General features: G+C 44.1%; 15 protein-coding genes, 1 tRNA gene and 1 pseudogene. 6 read left to right on the top strand and 11 right to left on the bottom strand.

Translation table 11 applies throughout. The features are described from left to right. Positions 1 to 120 precede the first annotated feature (120 nt). The gene (locus ACTQ9T_RS10425; protein ID WP_189584166.1) at positions 121 to 576 is read left to right on the top strand and encodes an Lrp/AsnC family transcriptional regulator; all 456 of its coding nucleotides are present in this window, start codon (positions 121 to 123) and stop codon (positions 574 to 576) included. An 89-nt stretch (positions 577 to 665) separates the two neighbouring features. On the opposite strand, the gene ACTQ9T_RS10420 is transcribed toward ACTQ9T_RS10425, so the two are convergent. Further along, entirely contained in the window at positions 666 to 881 is a 216-nt protein-coding gene (locus tag ACTQ9T_RS10420) for a hypothetical protein (RefSeq protein WP_440464999.1), read from the bottom strand. On the opposite strand from ACTQ9T_RS10420, the gene ACTQ9T_RS10415 reads away from it, so the two are divergent. Beyond that, positions 880 to 1,056 carry a hypothetical protein gene (locus tag ACTQ9T_RS10415; RefSeq protein ID WP_440464998.1) on the top strand — a complete coding sequence of 59 codons (177 nt, stop codon included), beginning with the start codon at positions 880 to 882 and terminating at the stop codon, positions 1,054 to 1,056. The genes ACTQ9T_RS10420 and ACTQ9T_RS10415 overlap by 2 nt on opposite strands. Before the next feature lie 75 nt (positions 1,057 to 1,131). Here the strand turns inward: ACTQ9T_RS10415 and ACTQ9T_RS10410 are convergent, their stop codons facing one another. The 3 genes and pseudogenes from ACTQ9T_RS10410 to ACTQ9T_RS10400 form a co-directional block, all read right to left on the bottom strand. Next, positions 1,132 to 1,911 carry a transglutaminase-like domain-containing protein gene (locus tag ACTQ9T_RS10410; RefSeq protein WP_440464997.1) on the bottom strand — a complete coding sequence of 260 codons (780 nt, stop codon included), beginning with the start codon at positions 1,909 to 1,911 and terminating at the stop codon, positions 1,132 to 1,134. Positions 1,912 to 2,139: 228 nt separating this feature from the next. Further along, positions 2,140 to 2,280, bottom strand: a pseudogene (locus ACTQ9T_RS10405) (IS3 family transposase); the annotation flags it as partial. Between the two features lie 221 nt (positions 2,281 to 2,501). Continuing rightward, positions 2,502 to 2,578 (bottom strand) — tRNA-Val (locus tag ACTQ9T_RS10400). A gap of 312 nt (positions 2,579 to 2,890) precedes the next feature. Here ACTQ9T_RS10400 and ACTQ9T_RS10395 point away from each other — a divergent pair. Further along, positions 2,891 to 3,868, top strand: a complete 978-nt coding sequence (locus ACTQ9T_RS10395) for a glutathione S-transferase family protein (RefSeq protein ID WP_440464996.1) — start codon at positions 2,891 to 2,893, stop codon at positions 3,866 to 3,868. 127 nt (positions 3,869 to 3,995) lie between these two features. On the opposite strand, the gene hemB is transcribed toward ACTQ9T_RS10395, so the two are convergent. From hemB to ACTQ9T_RS10370, 5 genes are all read right to left on the bottom strand, one after another. Further along, a complete protein-coding gene (gene hemB / locus ACTQ9T_RS10390; protein ID WP_240215784.1) occupies positions 3,996 to 5,003 on the bottom strand; it encodes a porphobilinogen synthase in 1,008 nt (335 codons plus the stop codon). 435 nt (positions 5,004 to 5,438) lie between these two features. Continuing rightward, positions 5,439 to 7,253, bottom strand: coding sequence for an efflux transporter outer membrane subunit (locus ACTQ9T_RS10385; protein WP_440464995.1), 1,815 nt, complete (start codon positions 7,251 to 7,253; stop codon positions 5,439 to 5,441). Further along, a complete protein-coding gene (locus ACTQ9T_RS10380) occupies positions 7,253 to 10,483 on the bottom strand; it encodes an efflux RND transporter permease subunit (RefSeq protein WP_440464994.1) in 3,231 nt (1,076 codons plus the stop codon). The genes ACTQ9T_RS10385 and ACTQ9T_RS10380 overlap by 1 nt, the downstream gene beginning before the upstream one ends. 35 nt (positions 10,484 to 10,518) lie before the next feature. Further along, on the bottom strand, positions 10,519 to 11,922 hold the full coding sequence (locus tag ACTQ9T_RS10375; RefSeq protein WP_440464993.1) for an efflux RND transporter periplasmic adaptor subunit: 1,404 nt from the start codon (positions 11,920 to 11,922) through the stop codon (positions 10,519 to 10,521). Positions 11,923 to 12,624: 702 nt separating this feature from the next. Continuing rightward, positions 12,625 to 13,650, bottom strand: coding sequence for a polyprenyl synthetase family protein (locus tag ACTQ9T_RS10370; protein ID WP_440464992.1), 1,026 nt, complete (start codon positions 13,648 to 13,650; stop codon positions 12,625 to 12,627). Positions 13,651 to 14,218: 568 nt separating this feature from the next. Between ACTQ9T_RS10370 and rplU the strand changes: the two genes are divergently transcribed. From rplU to lolA, 3 genes are all read left to right on the top strand, one after another. Further along, positions 14,219 to 14,530, top strand: a complete 312-nt coding sequence (gene rplU / locus ACTQ9T_RS10365; RefSeq protein WP_010199185.1) for a 50S ribosomal protein L21 — start codon at positions 14,219 to 14,221, stop codon at positions 14,528 to 14,530. A 91-nt stretch (positions 14,531 to 14,621) separates the two neighbouring features. Further along, positions 14,622 to 14,879 (top strand): 50S ribosomal protein L27, encoded by a 258-nt coding sequence (gene rpmA / locus ACTQ9T_RS10360; RefSeq protein WP_010199200.1) that lies wholly within the window; start codon positions 14,622 to 14,624, stop codon positions 14,877 to 14,879. 372 nt (positions 14,880 to 15,251) lie between these two features. Next, positions 15,252 to 15,953, top strand: coding sequence for an outer membrane lipoprotein chaperone LolA (gene lolA / locus ACTQ9T_RS10355; RefSeq protein ID WP_440464991.1), 702 nt, complete (start codon positions 15,252 to 15,254; stop codon positions 15,951 to 15,953). A 175-nt stretch (positions 15,954 to 16,128) separates the two neighbouring features. Here the strand turns inward: lolA and scpB are convergent, their stop codons facing one another. Both scpB and ACTQ9T_RS10345 read right to left on the bottom strand, forming a co-directional pair. Then, entirely contained in the window at positions 16,129 to 16,674 is a 546-nt protein-coding gene (gene scpB / locus ACTQ9T_RS10350) for an SMC-Scp complex subunit ScpB (RefSeq protein ID WP_240215788.1), read from the bottom strand. A gap of 25 nt (positions 16,675 to 16,699) precedes the next feature. Continuing rightward, positions 16,700 to 17,578 (bottom strand): segregation and condensation protein A, encoded by an 879-nt coding sequence (locus ACTQ9T_RS10345; protein WP_440465073.1) that lies wholly within the window; start codon positions 17,576 to 17,578, stop codon positions 16,700 to 16,702. Positions 17,579 to 17,644: the final 66 nt, after the last annotated feature.

Genomic DNA, 17,644 nt, shown 5'->3' with positions numbered 1-17,644 from the left:
CCAATTATCAATCAAAAGCCACGCCTTTATCTCTGTTTATTGATTGCAATTTCACAGTTATTTGATGGATAATGCTAAATAACTGTGAAATTTTGGCTGAAAACGCTAGAGAGATAATTTATGGACAAAATTGATCGTCATATTTTGGAAGTGCTTCAAAAAGAAGGACGCTTATCAACGGCTGAATTAGCCGAGCGAATAGGGTTGTCACCCTCACCTTGTGCCAGACGCTTGAAACGTTTAGAAGATGAGTTTTATATAGAGGGCTATCAGGCGAACGTAAACAAAGCTAAAGTTGGTATTACGATGAGCTTTTTTGTAGAAGTTAGTCTGAGCAACCATCAAGAAGAATCAATTATAGCCTTTGAAAAAGCGTTATCTGAGATGGATGAGGTGATTAATGGACATGTTGTTTCGGGCTCTTACGATTACTTATTAGAGGTGGTAAGCCCAGATCTCAACGGTTATGAAGAATTTACTCGTAAGCTACATAAGCTTACTAGCGTTAAAGACATACATACCCACTTATCAGTTAGACAAGTGATCCATAAAACGACGTTGCCCACTTTTATGTGATTTTTTTTGAGTGCAATCCAGTTCGCTAAACTACAATGTCAATTGAGCTATTCTGAAGAAATTGTAGAAAATAACATGGGAGGTTTTAATCAGACAGCTCGATCATAATGACTCATGCTGTCGATTTTATAGTCATTAAGTTCATATCTAACACTAGCAGTTTGATACCTGTATAGTGCACCGAACATATACTGATAAATCATTGAACGAATATACCATTTTGAAAATGGGTTTAAAGATTGAATAGGGATCAGTCCTAAAAAGGCAGCAGCCTGAGACGCTTTAGTAAAGTTTTTATCGTGCATGAGAGACAACATCTGTCTTGAGACAATAACACCAACGCCGTTACTCGTTTGTAGCAGATCTTGGTCTCGCTTTATTCTTGGACACGCAACATGGCATGCTTACCTTGTCCTTGATCCGTTGAATGAAAACCTTGATCCGCAAGGTGAAGAACGTGAAGAGCGCGAAAACGATTGAGCAAGACCACTGCCGCCGCCTGTTATGGCAGCGGTCATTGTCTTAAACGCAGGCCGCCTGCCTAGGGTCAGGATTCTAAGCTTGTCTGGTCACGGATACCGATTGGTTGACCAATTCTATGGATCCGAACGAGGTTAAGAACGCGACGCTGGACGCGTCAGATCCAACACCGATGCGTGCCATCGTGTCGGCATCTGCCATGCCAGTCGGATCAATGAGGTGCCAGCTTCCCCCGAGATAGACTTCGGCCACGGCATGAAAGTCCTGTGGCGTCACATCAGGCGCATAAACACTCGCGAACCTAGCGGGTATCGACGACGCACGCGCTAGTGTCACGAGAACATGCGCAAAATCACGGCAGACGCCCTGACGTTGAACAAAGCTGTCGAGCGCGGTGGTTTGTGCGTGGCTCGATCCGGGCACATAGCTAAACGCCGACTCGATCCAATCACGCATCGCGGCAATCCGTGCGCCGCCAGCGAGATCGCCAAACTCGGCATCCACGAAGGCTTGGAACTCGTCTGACGGGCAATAGCGAGATGGCATCAAATGTTTGATCGTCTCTCCGGGCAAAAGGTGGAGTGGCGTTTGGGGCAGTGCCGATATGTCCAAGATAGGACGGTCAACGGCAATTTCTGCGATGTAAGTGCAGCTAAAATCCCCTTCGGCGCGGATCCAAATCCGCTCTCCTATGCCATCATCGGCGGCGACCCGTGAAAAATGCGCAACGTCTGATGTCCAAATCTCGGTCGAACGCACCCGCTGATCCACAAGATCGGCGGCTTCGATCTGAAGCAAAAGGTCCATCGGCGCGGAGAGTCGATAATGGAGTTTGACGTTAAGTTTCAGGATCATGTTCGAATTCCCTAAGGGTAGTGATCTGTCGGGCTATATCGGAGACTGTTTACTTAAGTCAATCAGCAATGCCTGACAGGGCTAAATTATCATAATACCGCTTTTCAAACTCAAAAGGTGAGACATAACCAATTGCACTATGCAGTCGGGCTTTATTAGACCTGAGAAACGTTAAAAATCGATTAACTATCGATTTAGCTTTGCAAGACGAGAGTGTGCTCGAAGTGCCACCCATTCAAGGGTTGCCAGTTCAACATCGTTCACCCCATGCCACTGCTCTTTTAGGTACTCAATCATCTCAGACTTATATAGCCTGTTGATGATTTCAGCCAAGGCATTATCGTATGAATCGCCTGTTGTGCCACTTGAGAGTGTTTTAAATAATTTAGGGTAGAGGTCGAAAGTGCTACTCTGAAAGATAGGCGAAATAGAGAGCAGGCACAATTTAGGCACACATGTTTTTTGATGACGTTTGCTGAAAGTGAGAGAAGAGGAAATTTGAATCGACGTATAGTTTCCTTTCCCCCTACAGTCCATATTTTACGGACAAAAAAAGGCCCCAGTCGTTAGACCGGGGCTTTCTAAATATTTGGTAGGCATAAGCAGACTCGAACTGCTGACCTCTACCATGTCAAGGTAGCGCTCTAACCAACTGAGCTATACGCCTATTTAGGTTGAGCATTTTAGCAAGTTTCACAGACTTTGCAAGTCTTTTTTATCATAATCTTGCCTTATTATTATTATATTTAGAATTGAAGTCTATATTAAGCACTACAAAATATTTTTTTGTGTATATTTACTAAATATATCATTTAATAAGTTTAGTTTTTATTGTTAATTATAAGGCTAATTCTAATAAATAAAAGCCTATAACTGGTATGATATCTCTCTAACTGAAGTGATAGTCATAATAGTAATGACTTAGATTCAGTCATGCCTAACAGCGCCAAATGAAAATTAGAAATAGTCGGAGAATAATATGGGCTTATTGGTAGACGGACAATGGCAAGACAAATGGTACGAGACAGAAGCCAACGGTGGACGTTTTGAGCGCGAAGACGCAGGCTTTAGAAACTGGGTGACCGTGGATGGCAGGGCAGGACCAACAGGTATTGAGGGCTTTAAAGCCGAACCTGACCGTTACCATCTATATGTGTCACTTGCGTGTCCTTGGGCGCATCGTGCTTTGATTTATCGTAAGCTCAAAGGTTTAGAAGACCTCATCCCAATATCCGTGGTTAATCCCTATATGGGTGAGCACGGTTGGACATTTGCAGATGGTGCAGGCGTCGTTGCTGACCCAGTTATCCATGCAGACTATGCGTATGAGCTTTATACCAAAGCAAAGCCAGATTATACAGGCCGTGTCACAGTGCCGATTTTATGGGATAAGAAGACCAATACGATTGTGAGTAATGAATCATCTGAAATCATTCGCATGTTTAATTCAGCTTTCGACGAAGTTGGTGCCTTAGCAGGTAATTTTTTGCCAGCAGATCTGTTGAGCGAAATCGATGATATCAATACCTTTGTTTATTCTACTATCAACAATGGCGTGTATAAAACTGGGTTTTCGACCACACAAGAAGCCTATGAAGAGGCCGTGATTGAGCTGTTTGCGGCACTAGATACACTTGAGGCGCGCTTGGCACACCAGCGTTATCTAACAGGCAGCACTATAACCGAAGCCGATTGGCGACTGTTTACCACCTTGGTGCGTTTTGATGCTGTTTATGTTGGGCATTTTAAATGTAATCTGCATCGCATTGTTGATTATCCAAATCTGTGGGGCTATCTGCGTGATTTATACCAAGTGCCAGGTATTGCAGAGACGGTGAATATGACTCACATCAAGCAGCATTACTACACCAGTCATGCCAATATCAATCCCACTCGTATCATACCTGTTGGTCCTGCTATTGATTTTATGACAGCGCATAATCGTGAGCAGTTATAAATATCGATACTTCGTAAGCACAATAAAAATCTTTTGCCTCAAATAGAGTTGCAGTATAAACAATCGCCCCAGCGACTATGAAGCAGCTGGGGCGATTTTTGCGATATAAAAAGCCATTTAATTGCTATTAAGCATTGTTTAATTGGCGGGCAGCTTCTAATGCAAAGTACGTCAAGATGCCATCAGCCCCAGCACGGCGGAAGCCAATCAAAGATTCTAAGATGACCGCATCACTCAACCAGCCGTTCTGGATAGCAGCCATATGCATAGCATATTCACCAGAGACCTGATAAGCAAAGGTTGGTACGCCAAAGGTATTTTTGACTTCACGAATCAAATCTAAGTATGGCTGACCAGGTTTTATCATGACCATATCAGCGCCTTCGTTAATGTCCATGGCGACTTCATGCAGTGCTTCAGCGCGATTGCCAAAGTCCATCTGATATTGTTTCTTGTGCCCACCTTTTAGATTGCCAGCACTGCCGACCGCATCACGGAATGGACCATAATATGCAGAGGCATACTTGGCTGAGTAGGCCATAATCGCGGTATTCACAAAACCTTCTGCTTCAAACGCATCACGCATGGCTTTGATACGACCATCCATCATGTCACTGGGAGAGATGATATCAGCACCTGCGCGGGCGTGTACTAACGCTTGCTTGACCAATACTTCAATGGTTGCATCGTTGATGACATAGCCACTGTCATCGAGCAGGCCGTCTTGACCGTGTGAAGTGTAAGGATCTAATGCCACATCGGTCATGACGACCATCTCTGGCACAGCGTCTTTGACCGCCTTTATCGTACGTGCAGTCAGGGCATTTTCATCATAGGCTGCTTTGCCATCAGGCGTTTTTAGTGAGTTATCAATGACAGGGAAAATGTCGATAGTGGTGACACCTTCTGCTAATAATTCCTTGGCATAATCAATCAGCAAATCAATTGACAGGCGTTCAACACCCGGCATACTAGCGATGGTTTCGCGCTGATTTTGTCCTTCTAAGACAAATACGGGGGCGATGAAATGCTTAGGATGTAGCTCTACTTCACGAATCATAGCCCGTACATTATCATTATAACGTAGGCGGCGCAGGCGAGTGGCAGGGTATTGGCGGTTAAAGGTATAGGTCATAATCATTCCTTACGATCGTTTTAATGGTTATCGCTTCATATCATTGGAGCATAGGTGCTGATATAGTCAGTTCAATATAAAAAAGACTATAGATTTAATATTTGAAAATGGGCGCTAATAAAATAGCCGTTAGCCTAGGGCGTGTCTTCAATTCACTCGATAGTCATCTGAATGGGCTAAAAATGGCTAAATCTTGCCAAACATCGTCAAATAGCTGGTTAATATCCCGATATTATCTGCACTATTTTTCTTGTTTGACGGCAATTTATCTCATTTTTATCACCATTTTTGAAATGAAGACACGCCTTAGTGATTCTACTATAACCAAAGACAGCTGATAAAAGCAAAAAGCCCTACCAAGTCGGCAGGGCTAATGGTACTTATCAACTGTCAATACAAGGATACTGTGATGTCACGATTTTAAGATCGAACCATTTAAGGCTCAACAATCTGCGTGACCGGCACTTGCTCAACACTATTTTCATTGAAACGCGTCTCTTCGGTAATCACACCCACTGCAGCATCTGTTTTACCATCGCTATTGACATCGACGATAGCAGTCGGCTCAAAGGTAGTGGTTTCTGAAGGCTGAGCTTGTTTGATTGCGATGGCTTCTTGTACAGATGCCACACGTGCTGAGCTCGCCGCATCAATCGCGTTAGCCGCTTTTACTTTGTTGCTATAGGCAGGTAAATTGACGACCTGAACCAAGTTGGTATATTGCGGCACAGGGATGACCGTTGGCACATCAAGGTTAGCACCGCCACCGAGCGCTTGGTACAATTCAATTTGGCTGACAAGTTTTTGTAGTTCTAAATCCAAAATTCCCTGCTGGGTTGAGAATAACGAACGCTGGGCATCGAGGACATCTAGATAGTTGGAGACACCCGCTTTAAAGCGTGCATCGGCAATTTGATAGGTTTGCTCAAAGTTATCTTGTAGGCGATACTGGGATTCTAACTGCTCACCCAAGGTGGCCCGCGTCGCTAGCACATCCGACACTTCGCGGAATGCGGTTTGGATAGAGCGCTCATAACTCGAAAGCGTCTGCTCACGCTCGATTTTGGCCACATTGTATTCAGCATCCAAACGTCCTGCATCAAAGATTGGGACACTAATACTTGGGCCAAAAGACCAGCCGACTGCACCGCTTTTGAACAGATCATCTAAGCTACCGCTACTGACACCAACACTACTTGCTAAGTTAATAGAAGGGAAGTAAGACGCACGTGCCACTTCGATATTGGCACCCGCAGCTTTTAGGTTGTATTCCGCTTGTAAGACATCAGGGCGATAGCGTAACAACTCACTTGGTAAGCCGGCATTAAAGAGTTGCTGGCTAGTAATATTGCTGACTGCCGGTGTTGGAATCAACTCGTTTGGAATAGAAGCGCCAATCAAATATTGCAAGGCATTACGTGAGGTCAAGATACTGCTTTGTGCCCGTAATACGGCAAGCCTAGCATTTTCTAAAGAAGCACTGGCTTGCAATGAAGGCAGTTTAGGATCAATGCCTGCCTCAAAACGTTTGCTCGCAATAAACAATGATCTGTCACGACTCTCAACAGTAGCTTCTGCCAGCTTAAGCTGTGCCAAGCTATAGCTTAAATTGGCATAGCTTTGGGCAATATTACTGATTAGACTAATTTGAGTCGAATCCTTCGCGGCTGTAGTCGCCAAAAAATTCTGCAACGCTTGATCTTTTAGGCTAGAAATCTTACCCCAAAAATCCAGCTCGTAGTTGGCCAATCCTAGGTTGACGTTATAACTACTGTTGGGGTTTTTGTCGGTTCTATTCTGTGCTTGGCGCGTGTAGCCGCCACTACCATTGATGGTTGGGAGGTCGTTAATATCGGTGATTTGATATTGCGCTCGTGCTTTTTCAATGGCTAAACGGGCACTTTCAAAGTCTTTATTGTTCTCAAGTCCTAAAGCAATCAGCCCTTTTAGACGCTCATCGCTGTAGAAGTTTTGCCAGCGTTGACCCGCAATACTTGGCTGTGACGCGTTACTAGCCGTTTCCTTGTCGAACGCCCCGTAGGCTTGTTCAATAGAGATATTGGGCTCAGCAAGTACAGGGCGAGTATCGGCTTTTGGAATGGTGTTACAAGCCGCCATACTCATCGCTAAAGCAGTCAAGCCGATTAAACGACCGCTGTTCTTGCGCATGCGTGATAGAACTGGGCGCGCAAGGGTAGCTGAGGCTACCACCGCTGTAGTATTGGTTGTACATGTTTTTTGAGCACTCATTATGTATTGTCTCCAAGGCTTGCAGGCTGATAACTCTCTGAGGGAGTTGGGTTCTGAGGAGCAGGCGTACCATTGTCGCCATCGCCTTTATCATTTGGCTTGTTGTTGTCATACTTGTGAGGGAACACACTGCGTATCCAAATGTAGAACATTGGGATAAAGAAGATGCCTAAGAGGGTCGCCGTTACAACACCGCCAACCACACTGGTACCAATGGCATTTTGACTGCCTGAACCTGGACCGCTCGCCAAGAATAATGGCACAACACCTAGACCAAAGGCAAGTGAGGTCATGATAATGGGGCGCAGACGTTGGCGTGCGGCTGTCATGACTGCCTCTTTTAGACTATAGCCTTCCTCTTGATGCTCTTTTGCAAACTCGATAATCAAGATGGCGTTTTTGGCCGATAGACCAACCACCGTCAATAGACCTACTTGCAGGTAAATATCGTTGGCGAAACCTCGCAACCACGTAAATATCACTGCCCCTAATACCCCAAGTGGAATGACTAGTAGGACAGAGAAGGGGATAGACCAGCTTTCATAGAGGGCTGCCAAACATAAGAACACGACTAAGATTGAAAGCGCGTAGAGCATCGGTGCTTGAGCGCCTGACTTTTGCTCTTCTAGTGACATACCTGTCCACTCGTAACCGATACCTTCAGGTAGCTTCTCAATCATGGCTTCCATCGAGCTCATGGCTTCACCAGTACTTAGACCGGGCGCAGCACTACCTTGGATGTTCATAGACGGTAAGCTGTTGTAGCGGGTCAGACGTGGTGAGCCTGATTGCCATTCACTGGTCGAAAAAGCATTAAATGAGATCATATCGCCCATTTCATTTCGCACATACCATTTACCAATATCATCAGGATTGGTACGGCTACTCGCTTCACCTTGAACAAAGACGCGTTTAATACGACCACGATCAATGAAGTCATTAACGTAGCTTGAGCCCCAAGCGGTTGAGATAACGCTATTGATATTACCTAGTGACAAGCCATAAGCGGCGGCTTGCTCTTGGTTGATATTCACCTTAAGCTGCGGTGAGTCTTCCTGACCGTTAGGACGTACACCAGCGACTTGATCGTTTTGCGCTGCCATGCCTAGCAGCATGTTTCGTGCTTCAAGTAGCCCATCATGACCAAGATTACCATTATCTTGGAGCATCAAATCAAAACCACTGGCGTTACCAAGTTCGGTAATGGCTGGCGGTACAATCGCAAAAACTTGCGCTTCATTTAATTGAGTAAAGAAGTAACCCATTGCTCGACCAGCAACAGCCTGAGCAGTGTTCTCATCACCCGAACGCGCTTCCCAATCTGACAGGCGAACGAATGCCAGTCCCATATTTTGCCCTTGACCTGCAAAGCTGAAGCCTGCAATGGTAAAGACGGAGGCAATGTTATCGGTTTCTTGAGTGTCGTAATAGTTTCTTACTTTATCGAGCACTTCTTGTGTTTCATCTAACGTCGAACCGGCAGGAAGCTGAACCAAAGTAAACATAATACCTTGATCTTCTTCTGGTAAAAATGAGCCGGGAATACGTAAGAATACCACCACCATGACGCCAATAATGGCCGCATAACCAATCAAATATAGCCATTTGAAGCGAAAGCTTTTACCGACAAAGCCTTCGTATGAACGACTAAGCTTAAAGAATGAGCGGTTAAACCAGCCAAAGAAGCCTTTTTGCTTTTCTTCGTTGCCTTTTTCATGGCTCTTGCCACGTTTTAATAAGGTCACGCATAGCGCAGGGGTGAAAACAAGGGCGACAATGGCTGATAGCACCATAGCAGTAATCAAAGTAATGGAGAACTGACGGTAAATTACGCCCGTTGAACCACCGAAGAAGGCCATCGGTACAAATACTGCTGATAGAATCAAAGCAATACCGATAACAATCTTACTAATCTCACCCATCGATTGAATGGTCGCGTCTTTAATAGAAATATGAGGATCTTCTTCTAAAATACGTTCAACGTTCTCTACCACAACGATCGCATCATCGACCAGTAGACCGATGGATAGTACCATCGCAAACATGGTCAGCACGTTGATACTAAAGCCCGCTACATAAAGCACTGCGAACGTGCCCAATAAAACGACAGGTACGGCAAGCGTCGGAATAATAGTTGCACGCCAGTTCTGTAAGAAAATGAACATGACGATAAATACCAACACAATCGCCTCAATGAGGGTCATGACGACTTGTTCGATAGACAAGCGTACGAATGGCGTGGTGTCATAAGGAACGACTGAGGCTAGACCAATTGGGAAGTTTTTTTCTAGCTCCGCCATACGTGCGCCAACGGCTTCACGAGTCTCAAGCGCGTTAGCACCACCTGCGAGTGAAATACCCAAAGCGGCAGCTTCTTGACCGTTATATAGCGATACTACACTATAGTCTGCACTACCGATTTCGACATCTGCCACATCGCCTAAGCGTACTTGGGCGCCTGAGGTATCTGTTTTTAACAGAATATTTTGGAATTCTTCAGGTGTTTGTAGATAGCTTTGCACTGTAACGGTGGCATTGATAACCTGTTGGTCGGTATCAGCAGGTGCTTGACCTAGCTGACCAGCAGATACTTGCGCGTTCTGCGCTCGTATTGCATTGACGACATCAGACGGTACCATGTTATAGCTGCGTAGGCGTGAAGGGTCAAGCCATACACGCATTGCATAGGTAGAACCGAAGACTTGAACTTCACCCACACCCTCTACACGACTGATCGAATCGACGACATTGGAGTTAATGTAATCAGCAATATCCGCTCGATCCATAGTGCCATCTTCAGAAATAAATGCTTGCACCATCAAAAAGCTGCTAGACGATTTATTGACGTTGACGCCCTGACGCTGAACAGACTCAGGCAAGGAGCTCATCGCCGCTTGCAGTTTGTTCTGTACTTGTACTTGTGCGGTATCAGAATCAGTACCATTCTCAAAGGTAAGCGTCACTGAGGCGCTACCATTTGACGAGCTCGATGACGACATATACATCAGACCATCAAGACCCTTCATACGTTGTTCAATGATCTGTACGACTGAGTTCTCGACAGTTTGTGCGTTAGCACCAGGATAGCTGGCACTGACTGAGATGGTCGGTGGTGCAATACGTGGATACTGTTCGATCGGTAGGTTAATGACCGATATCACCCCGATGAGCATGACTAAAATAGCCATCACCCATGCAAAAATAGGGCGATTAATAAAAAAACGTGACATAGTATATCCCTAAGTCTTCCTATCTTTGAATGGAATTAGTTAGCAGTGGTTTCTGTAGGTTTCTTAGCAGAAGTTCCGTTACCAGCTGGCTTATCCACCGTTTTTGCAGCTTGCTGAGGCGTTTTGGCGTTTGGCGTGCCTTGTCCTTTTGCAGATGGTGCTGGCTTGGTGCTTTCTAATGGCTTAGCGACTACCTCTTGATCAGGTTTGACTTTTGAGCCACCAATAATCACGACCTTATCACCTGCTTTTAGACCGTCAGTAACTACCCATTGTCCGTTATAAGTACCATTAATAGTGACTGGACGTACTTGGATTTTGTTGTTTTCATCGACGATATAGACTTGCGTCTCACTCTTAGGCGTACGTGACACTGCGCTTTGCGGCACTAGCGCGGCATTGGTAATGACGCTTTGGGTCAAGCGTGCAGTGACATACATACCCGGCAGCAAGATGTTATTGCTGTTCGGGAAGATGGCACGCAAGGTCACAGCGCCAGTTGACGCATCAACCTTTGCTTCAGACAACGCAAGCTTGCCACGTACAGGATAGACTGAGCCATCTTCTAGAACCAATTCAACCGAGTTCATACCGGGTTGAGCTTTGCCTTCAGATATTTGCTGGCGTAATTTGAGCAGCTCAGACGATGATTGACTGATATCTACATAGATAGGGTCTAGACGCGAAATCGTCACCAGTGGACTGGCTTGACTGGCGCTGACTAAAGTACCCGCAGTCACATTCGAGCGCTCTGTGCGCCCTGAGATCGGTGCCCGTACAATCGTGCGGTTAAGATCTAACGTGCTGGACTCCAATCCTGCTTGAGCCGTTTGGATACCTGCTTTCGCGCTTTCGATACCTGCTTGTGTCTGACCGACCGCCGCACGCGCACTTTCTAATGAAGCTTGTGCTGTACGGACTTCTGTCTGTGCTTGATCGTATTGTTGTTTAGAGATAGCGTCGATCTCTACAAGACCTTGTAGTCGCTGAAAATCATTGACCGCTTGGGCTAATGAAGCTTGGCGACTGCCCAATTCAGCTTTGGCATTGGCGTTATTGGCCAGTGCAGTCTGATAATTGGCTTGAGACTGAGCAACTGCTGCTTCGCCACTGGTGATAGAAGTGGCATAGTTATCAGTATTGATACGATAGAGAGGCTGGTCTTTTTTGACGTTACCGCCCTCACGGAACAGTACCTCGTCAATGACGCCATTAACTTGTGGACGAACGTCAGCGGTTTGATAGGCCGCAGTGCGTCCAGAGAATGTTTGTACTTGGGGTACAGTATCGAGAGTGACAGTCTGAACGTTGACAACCGCAGGCGGCATCTGCTGCTGTGCGGCATCTGCGCCAGCGGCGTCCTCGTTTTTGTCACAGCCAATCAGTACAGCTCCAGATAGTACAGATGCTATTACAAGCGCAAGAGTAGAGTGCTTCATCAATGTCCTCGGCAATAGGTATAAAATAAATAGTGACAGTATAAAAAATTTATAAGTAAATAAATCTTAACGTATGAAATTTTAAAGGTATTGAATTTTAAAGGTATTAAATATAGGGGCAGTCTTAACGCTAAGTACATGCCATATCTTGCTCAGATCACTTTCGATAACATCAGTTTTAATAGAACCAATTTTAATATCACGTAATGACTAGAATGCCCAGTTCTTACGTTTGTATGATGAATCATGAGGCAAGGTTTTTAGCATCATAGATGTAGGCAAGCCACAGAGTTGATTAGTAAATTTAATCAGTTATTATTTAATCAGTTATTATAAACTAATGGGGTTACCCCACAGTCAAGTACTTTAGGAGAGGGAAGGCGGCAAAAAGCGGCAATATTACGTTTTATGAATAAACGAGGTGCCGCTATAGTAAGCCTCACCTCAGTTAACCGCTAATAGGGCGACTTACAACCTACTATCAAAACATATTGTAAACTTTTGTTATATTTATAAACCACATAATTATTGAGGCTTTTAAACGATGAAAATTTGGGTTTGTAAACAAAAGAACGAATTTATCAACTACTAATTATGACCATAAAAATAGCGCTCAATAGTCTCTACTATGCATAGATCAGTATCACAATAGAAACGTGAATCGAGACTAACAACTATTAAAAAACGATGCTGCTACACTAGCTACACTAAACGTGCGCTAGCAAGCTCGGTCAGTTGATGTAAACCTTGACGATAGCGATTGTCTGGTAGCGTACTCAGTGCTTGTTGCGCCAATTTGGTTTCTTCCAAAGCACGCTGTTTGCAATAATCTAATGAGCCTGAGCGGCGCACCAAATCAATAAGCTGTTCAGCGTTAGGCGTTTTCCCAGTTTGTACGGCAATGCGGAGCTGCTCATAGCCTTCTGTATCGCTGTTTTTTAGCAACTCAAGCGCTTTGATCGTTGGTAAAGTAGGTTTGCCTTCAGCAAGGTCGTCGCCTAGGTTTTTGCCCATCACTTCACTATCGCCACTATAATCAAGCACATCATCGATAATCTGAAAGGCATTGCCAAAGTGTTGACCAAAATCACCCAACGCCGTCATATATTCTGTTTTATCTTGCAAGATAGCGGCACCTTGGGTCGCCATCATAAACAGACGTGAGGTTTTGCCATCGATAATGCGTAGGTAGTCTTCTTCTGTCGCGGCAGGGTTATGCTGATGCTGTAACTGCAACACTTCACCTTCAGCAATATCACAAGTACCATCCGAGAACACTTGCAACAATGGCAAGCTTTGAAAACCGACCAGTAGGTTGAAAGCTCGGGCAATGAGGTAATCACCGACCAATACTGCGGTGGCATTGTCCCATGTGGCATTCGCCGTTGGCTTACCGCGGCGCTGTCCTGACTCATCAATGACATCATCGTGAACGAGGGTAGCAGTATGCAGCATCTCAGTGATGGCAGCTAAATGCATGGCTTTTTCTGATGGATTGTCATTGAACATACGGGCACATAACAAGGTAATCAGTGGACGCATACGTTTGCCACCAGCATTGATTACATGCTGCGAGACGTTCATGACGAGCTGTACTTTTGAGTTGAGACTACCAAATACTTGCTTGTCCATCACCTCAAAATCATCAGCGACGATACTTTGAATATCAGCATAGCTAGGCATGGATTGAGTCATAGAAGAGGTATTAGTTGAAGAGGTAATAGTCATAATAAATAGTCATATTAATAAGAATAAAGAGAGTTTTTATAACCTTGACTTTATCTATCTATAGGTAAGGTATCGTTTTGCTTATAATAGCATAGCTGTACGTTTAAATTGTGGGTTAAAATATATAGCAGAAGTAGATCAAAAATGTTTTATACACGCTTTACTGCGCGGGTTAAGAAGAATAAAAACTGTAAAAACCTCTTATATTTTGAATATATGTTCCCTAGCTTATTTAAAATTCTTTAATCACATAAATGACTCATAAAAGGCTGTAAGTAACTGATTGCATAAGTTATAATAACCGCTGTTGGGCTTAATCGATCATTCGTCATTGCTGTTTTGTATGCTCATATTAGAATTGTTGTCTATGACGCTCTTATAATCAGCAGTAGATATAGCAGGATGAGTGATTGTCATTAGTGTAACCACCTTACAAAAACAAGAGGCGCGGCTTGCTTTTATGAGCAAAAAGCCGTAAAATCTTGCCTTTAATTTTTCCCTGTCGTGTTCGTCGTAAAAGCGTTGGTATAACATCAGCCACGGCACACGGGTTAAACGGAGTCATACAATGTACGCAGTAATCAAAACTGGTGGTAAACAGCACCGTGTAGTCGTCGATGAATTGCTTAAAGTTGAACTACTAAAAGCAGAAACTGGCGCTACAATCAAATTTGAAGACGTATTGATGATTGTTGACGGTGAAACTGTCAAAATCGGTCAGCCTATCGTTGAAGGTGCTAGCGTTGAAGTTGAAGTTGTTGAGCATGGTCGCGGCGAAAAAATTCGTATCGTCAAGCACAACCGTCGTAAGCATTATCACAAAGAGCAAGGTCACCGCCAATGGTATACCTTGTTAAAAATCAAAGCCATTAATGCCTAATTACCCATTTAGCAATTATTGCTAAACAGCGCACTAAATGCTTAAGAGTTGTCGCATTAGCGATAAGTCACATTAACAAGGAGATTTTCTCATGGCACATAAAAAAGCTGCCGGCTCGTCACGTAACGGTCGTGATTCAAACCCAAAAATGCTCGGCGTAAAAATCTTTGGCGGTCAAGCCATCGTCGCTGGTAACATCATCGTTCGTCAACGTGGTACAGAATTCCACGCAGGCGAAGGCGTTGGCATGGGTCGTGATCACACTTTATTTGCACTGAATGACGGTGTTGTAAAGTTTGCGACCAAAGGTAAATTCAACCGTCGTTATGTTATGGTTGAAAGTGCATAATTGCCCATCTGAATTATTTTATTCTCTGTGAATAAAATAATCTGATGACTAGAAAAGCCTCTATTACCGTATGGTAGTGGAGGCTTTTTTATATCCATACTTTATAGTAGGTTTGCGTTCGTGAGCCATCAAAGCCTTTAAAACCCTATCTAAAAACCTTGAATCCTGTGTAACAGAGTTGGTTACAAGCGTGTATGGCAGGCGTAGTAATGATTGCAAATCATGACTAGGCGCGTAATGAAAAAACTGGCACACTGTGCGCATTGCTTAATGACACTGGTTTTATCTGGTGAGTTAAACATTATCGAAAACAAAAAATTTAATAAGAACATTTATTTTTTAGCGATTACGCACTTTAAGAGAGAATTAATAATGACTTTACTAAACAAACAAAAGATTGAACAGACAACGACTCTAAAACAAAAAATAATGAGCGGTGCTTTAGCGGGCGTCTTAATGACTTCGCTTGGTGTTGCAGCTCCAATGATGGCACTGACTCAGTCTGCTACCGCTGCGCCTGCTGACAATCTAACAGCAGCCACGCGTTTGAATAAGCTGTTAACAAACACAAAAAGCATGACAGCCAACTTTAGCCAAACGACAAAAGGCGCTAGCAGCGGTACTTTTTCTGGCTCTATGAGTGTGCAGCGTCCAAACAATTTTCGCTGGGAGACAAAATCACCCTCACAGCAGCTGATCATTGCTAATGGTAGCTCTATGTGGGTCTATGATAAAGATTTAGAGCAAGCGACCAAACAAAACGTCGATAGCCAAGTGGGCAACACCCCAGCACTGTTATTGTCAGGTGATCCAAGCAAAATTGATCAAAGCTTTAAAATCACCCAGCCGTACGATAACAAAAACTATTATGTGCTGTATCCAAAGTCAGATAGTGCCAGTTTTAAAAGCTTATCAATGAGTTTTAGCGGTGGCAAACCAGTGATGATGGTATTAAATGATACCTTGGGTCAAACCACTTCTATCAAATTCAGCGGTATCAAGCTAAACCCAAGCATTAGCAGCAGTCAGTTCAAATTTACTCCACCAAAGGGTGTTGATATTATTAATCAGTAATCAGTAATCAGTAATCAGTAATCAGTAATCAGTAATCAGTAATCAGTAATCAGTAATCAGTAATTAGTACTGCTAATTGATGACAGAATCAAGCTGTATTGGTTTACACCAATCAGCTTCGAAAAAAAGGACAGGCCTCATGAGGTCTGTCCTTTTTTTCGAAGCGATATAAACATTAGGCCATGGTGTTGATGGCTGCCATATCTGGCATTGGTGGTAACTCATATAAATCACTCAGTCCAAATGCATCTAAGAATTGCGCAGTGGTATGTAGCAATGCTGGTCGACCCAAAGTCTCTTTATAGCCCTTCTCTTCAATCCAACCTTTATCAAACAATTGGCGCAATATATTGCTCGATAGTGTTACACCGCGCACGTGCTCGATATCACTGCGGGTCACTGGTTGTTTATAAGCAACCACACTTAAGGTCTCAAGTAGGGCTTGGCTTAGCCGCTCTTGACGTTGCGGGAACACGCGTTGGATTAAAAGGCTGTAGCTATCTGCGATTTGCAAGCGATAACCACTGGCAGTTTCATGTAAGCTAAGGACGCCCGTATCTAAGCGTTGTCTTAGTAGATCTAAAGCTTGTTTTAGCTCTTTACTAGACAACGACAGGTGCTTCTTTAAGGCATTGGCAGGGAGTGGTGCTTCAGATGCATGCAACAGCACTTCGATATGCTTGCTTATCTCTTCAAGATGTTGGCACTGAATATCTGTCATTAGGAAAGCTCTCTTTTGAAAATCATTAAGCCAACCACTGTAAGGTCAATGGTCCCATTTGCTCGTTTATAGCAGATTGATTCGTATCCATTGAGGTCTTATCACCGTCAGGAGCAGAATTTACCACAACACCAACTAGTTGCCGCTTCATCAGCTCGAGCACTGCGACAAAGCTGACCACTACACCTATTTTACCTTGCGCTTTGTCTAGTAGCTCATAAAAGGAGCGTGCGCCATCCGTGCTTAATTGCCTACTAATACTGGCAATGCGATCGGCAAGTGGAACGGTATCGACCTTGATGGAATGCATTTGATAGTCTGGCTGTAGCTGCATTTTGAACAAGCTATCAATCAATAAATTCGGTGAGTAGTTCGGCAGCTCGGCATTCATAATGTCTTGACTGGGCATACTGACCATCGCCAAGAACACATCACGCTCAAGACGTACCAGACTATCCAAGCGCTGACTGGCTACTTTAATTTGCGCATACTCTTCGAGGCGCTCAATCAGCTCAGCTTTTGGGTCGCGCTCATCGGTAGGCGTTTCGGGCTTTGGTAGTAACAGCTCGGTTTTAATCGCAATCAACGTTGATGCCATCAATAGATAATCACCAGCCAACTCAAAATGCTCGGTATCTAATTCGCTGATGTAAGCCAAGTATTGCTCAGTGATAGGCAGTATTGGCATTTGCGTCAGATCGACGTTGTTTTTTTTGACCAGATATAATAAAAAATCTAACGGTCCAGCAAACTGTTCTAACCAAATAGCAAATGCTTGCGGTGGCACGTAAAGATCTTCTGGTAAATGCTGTACTGGCGTTTGATAGATGCGTAACGACGTATCACGAATAGTTGAGCGGTCTGTAGCACTTGTAGCGTCATGACTCGTTAGAGATTCAGACATTTGATAAGCATCTATGGACAAGACAGCTTGCGATACAGCTGTTTGTCCATACTGTAGGTCAGTATC

The organism is Psychrobacter sp. ASPA161_6 (genome assembly GCF_051970285.1).
In the GTDB taxonomy this organism is placed as follows: domain Bacteria; phylum Pseudomonadota; class Gammaproteobacteria; order Pseudomonadales; family Moraxellaceae; genus Psychrobacter; species Psychrobacter glaciei.
This window is presented reverse-complemented; position numbering and strand designations above follow the sequence as displayed.

Bases quoted from the DNA above. Each gene is read 5' to 3' on its own strand.
- ACTQ9T_RS10395 (WP_440464996.1), top strand. From the start codon at position 2,891: ATGGGCTTATTGGTAGACGGACAATGGCAAGACAAATGGTACGAGACA.
- ACTQ9T_RS10345 (WP_440465073.1), bottom strand. From the start codon at position 17,578: ATGTCTGAATCTCTAACGAGTCATGACGCTACAAGTGCTACAGACCGC.
- ACTQ9T_RS10380 (WP_440464994.1), bottom strand. From the start codon at position 10,483: ATGTCACGTTTTTTTATTAATCGCCCTATTTTTGCATGGGTGATGGCT.
- ACTQ9T_RS10385 (WP_440464995.1), bottom strand. From the start codon at position 7,253: ATGAGTGCTCAAAAAACATGTACAACCAATACTACAGCGGTGGTAGCC.
- ACTQ9T_RS10370 (WP_440464992.1), bottom strand. From the start codon at position 13,650: ATGACTATTACCTCTTCAACTAATACCTCTTCTATGACTCAATCCATG.
- ACTQ9T_RS10410 (WP_440464997.1), bottom strand. From the start codon at position 1,911: ATGATCCTGAAACTTAACGTCAAACTCCATTATCGACTCTCCGCGCCG.
- scpB (WP_240215788.1), bottom strand. From the start codon at position 16,674: ATGACAGATATTCAGTGCCAACATCTTGAAGAGATAAGCAAGCATATC.
- rplU (WP_010199185.1), top strand. From the start codon at position 14,219: ATGTACGCAGTAATCAAAACTGGTGGTAAACAGCACCGTGTAGTCGTC.
- rpmA (WP_010199200.1), top strand. From the start codon at position 14,622: ATGGCACATAAAAAAGCTGCCGGCTCGTCACGTAACGGTCGTGATTCA.
- ACTQ9T_RS10375 (WP_440464993.1), bottom strand. From the start codon at position 11,922: ATGAAGCACTCTACTCTTGCGCTTGTAATAGCATCTGTACTATCTGGA.
- ACTQ9T_RS10415 (WP_440464998.1), top strand. From the start codon at position 880: ATGAGAGACAACATCTGTCTTGAGACAATAACACCAACGCCGTTACTC.
- lolA (WP_440464991.1), top strand. From the start codon at position 15,252: ATGACTTTACTAAACAAACAAAAGATTGAACAGACAACGACTCTAAAA.
- ACTQ9T_RS10420 (WP_440464999.1), bottom strand. From the start codon at position 881: ATGCACGATAAAAACTTTACTAAAGCGTCTCAGGCTGCTGCCTTTTTA.
- ACTQ9T_RS10425 (WP_189584166.1), top strand. From the start codon at position 121: ATGGACAAAATTGATCGTCATATTTTGGAAGTGCTTCAAAAAGAAGGA.
- hemB (WP_240215784.1), bottom strand. From the start codon at position 5,003: ATGACCTATACCTTTAACCGCCAATACCCTGCCACTCGCCTGCGCCGC.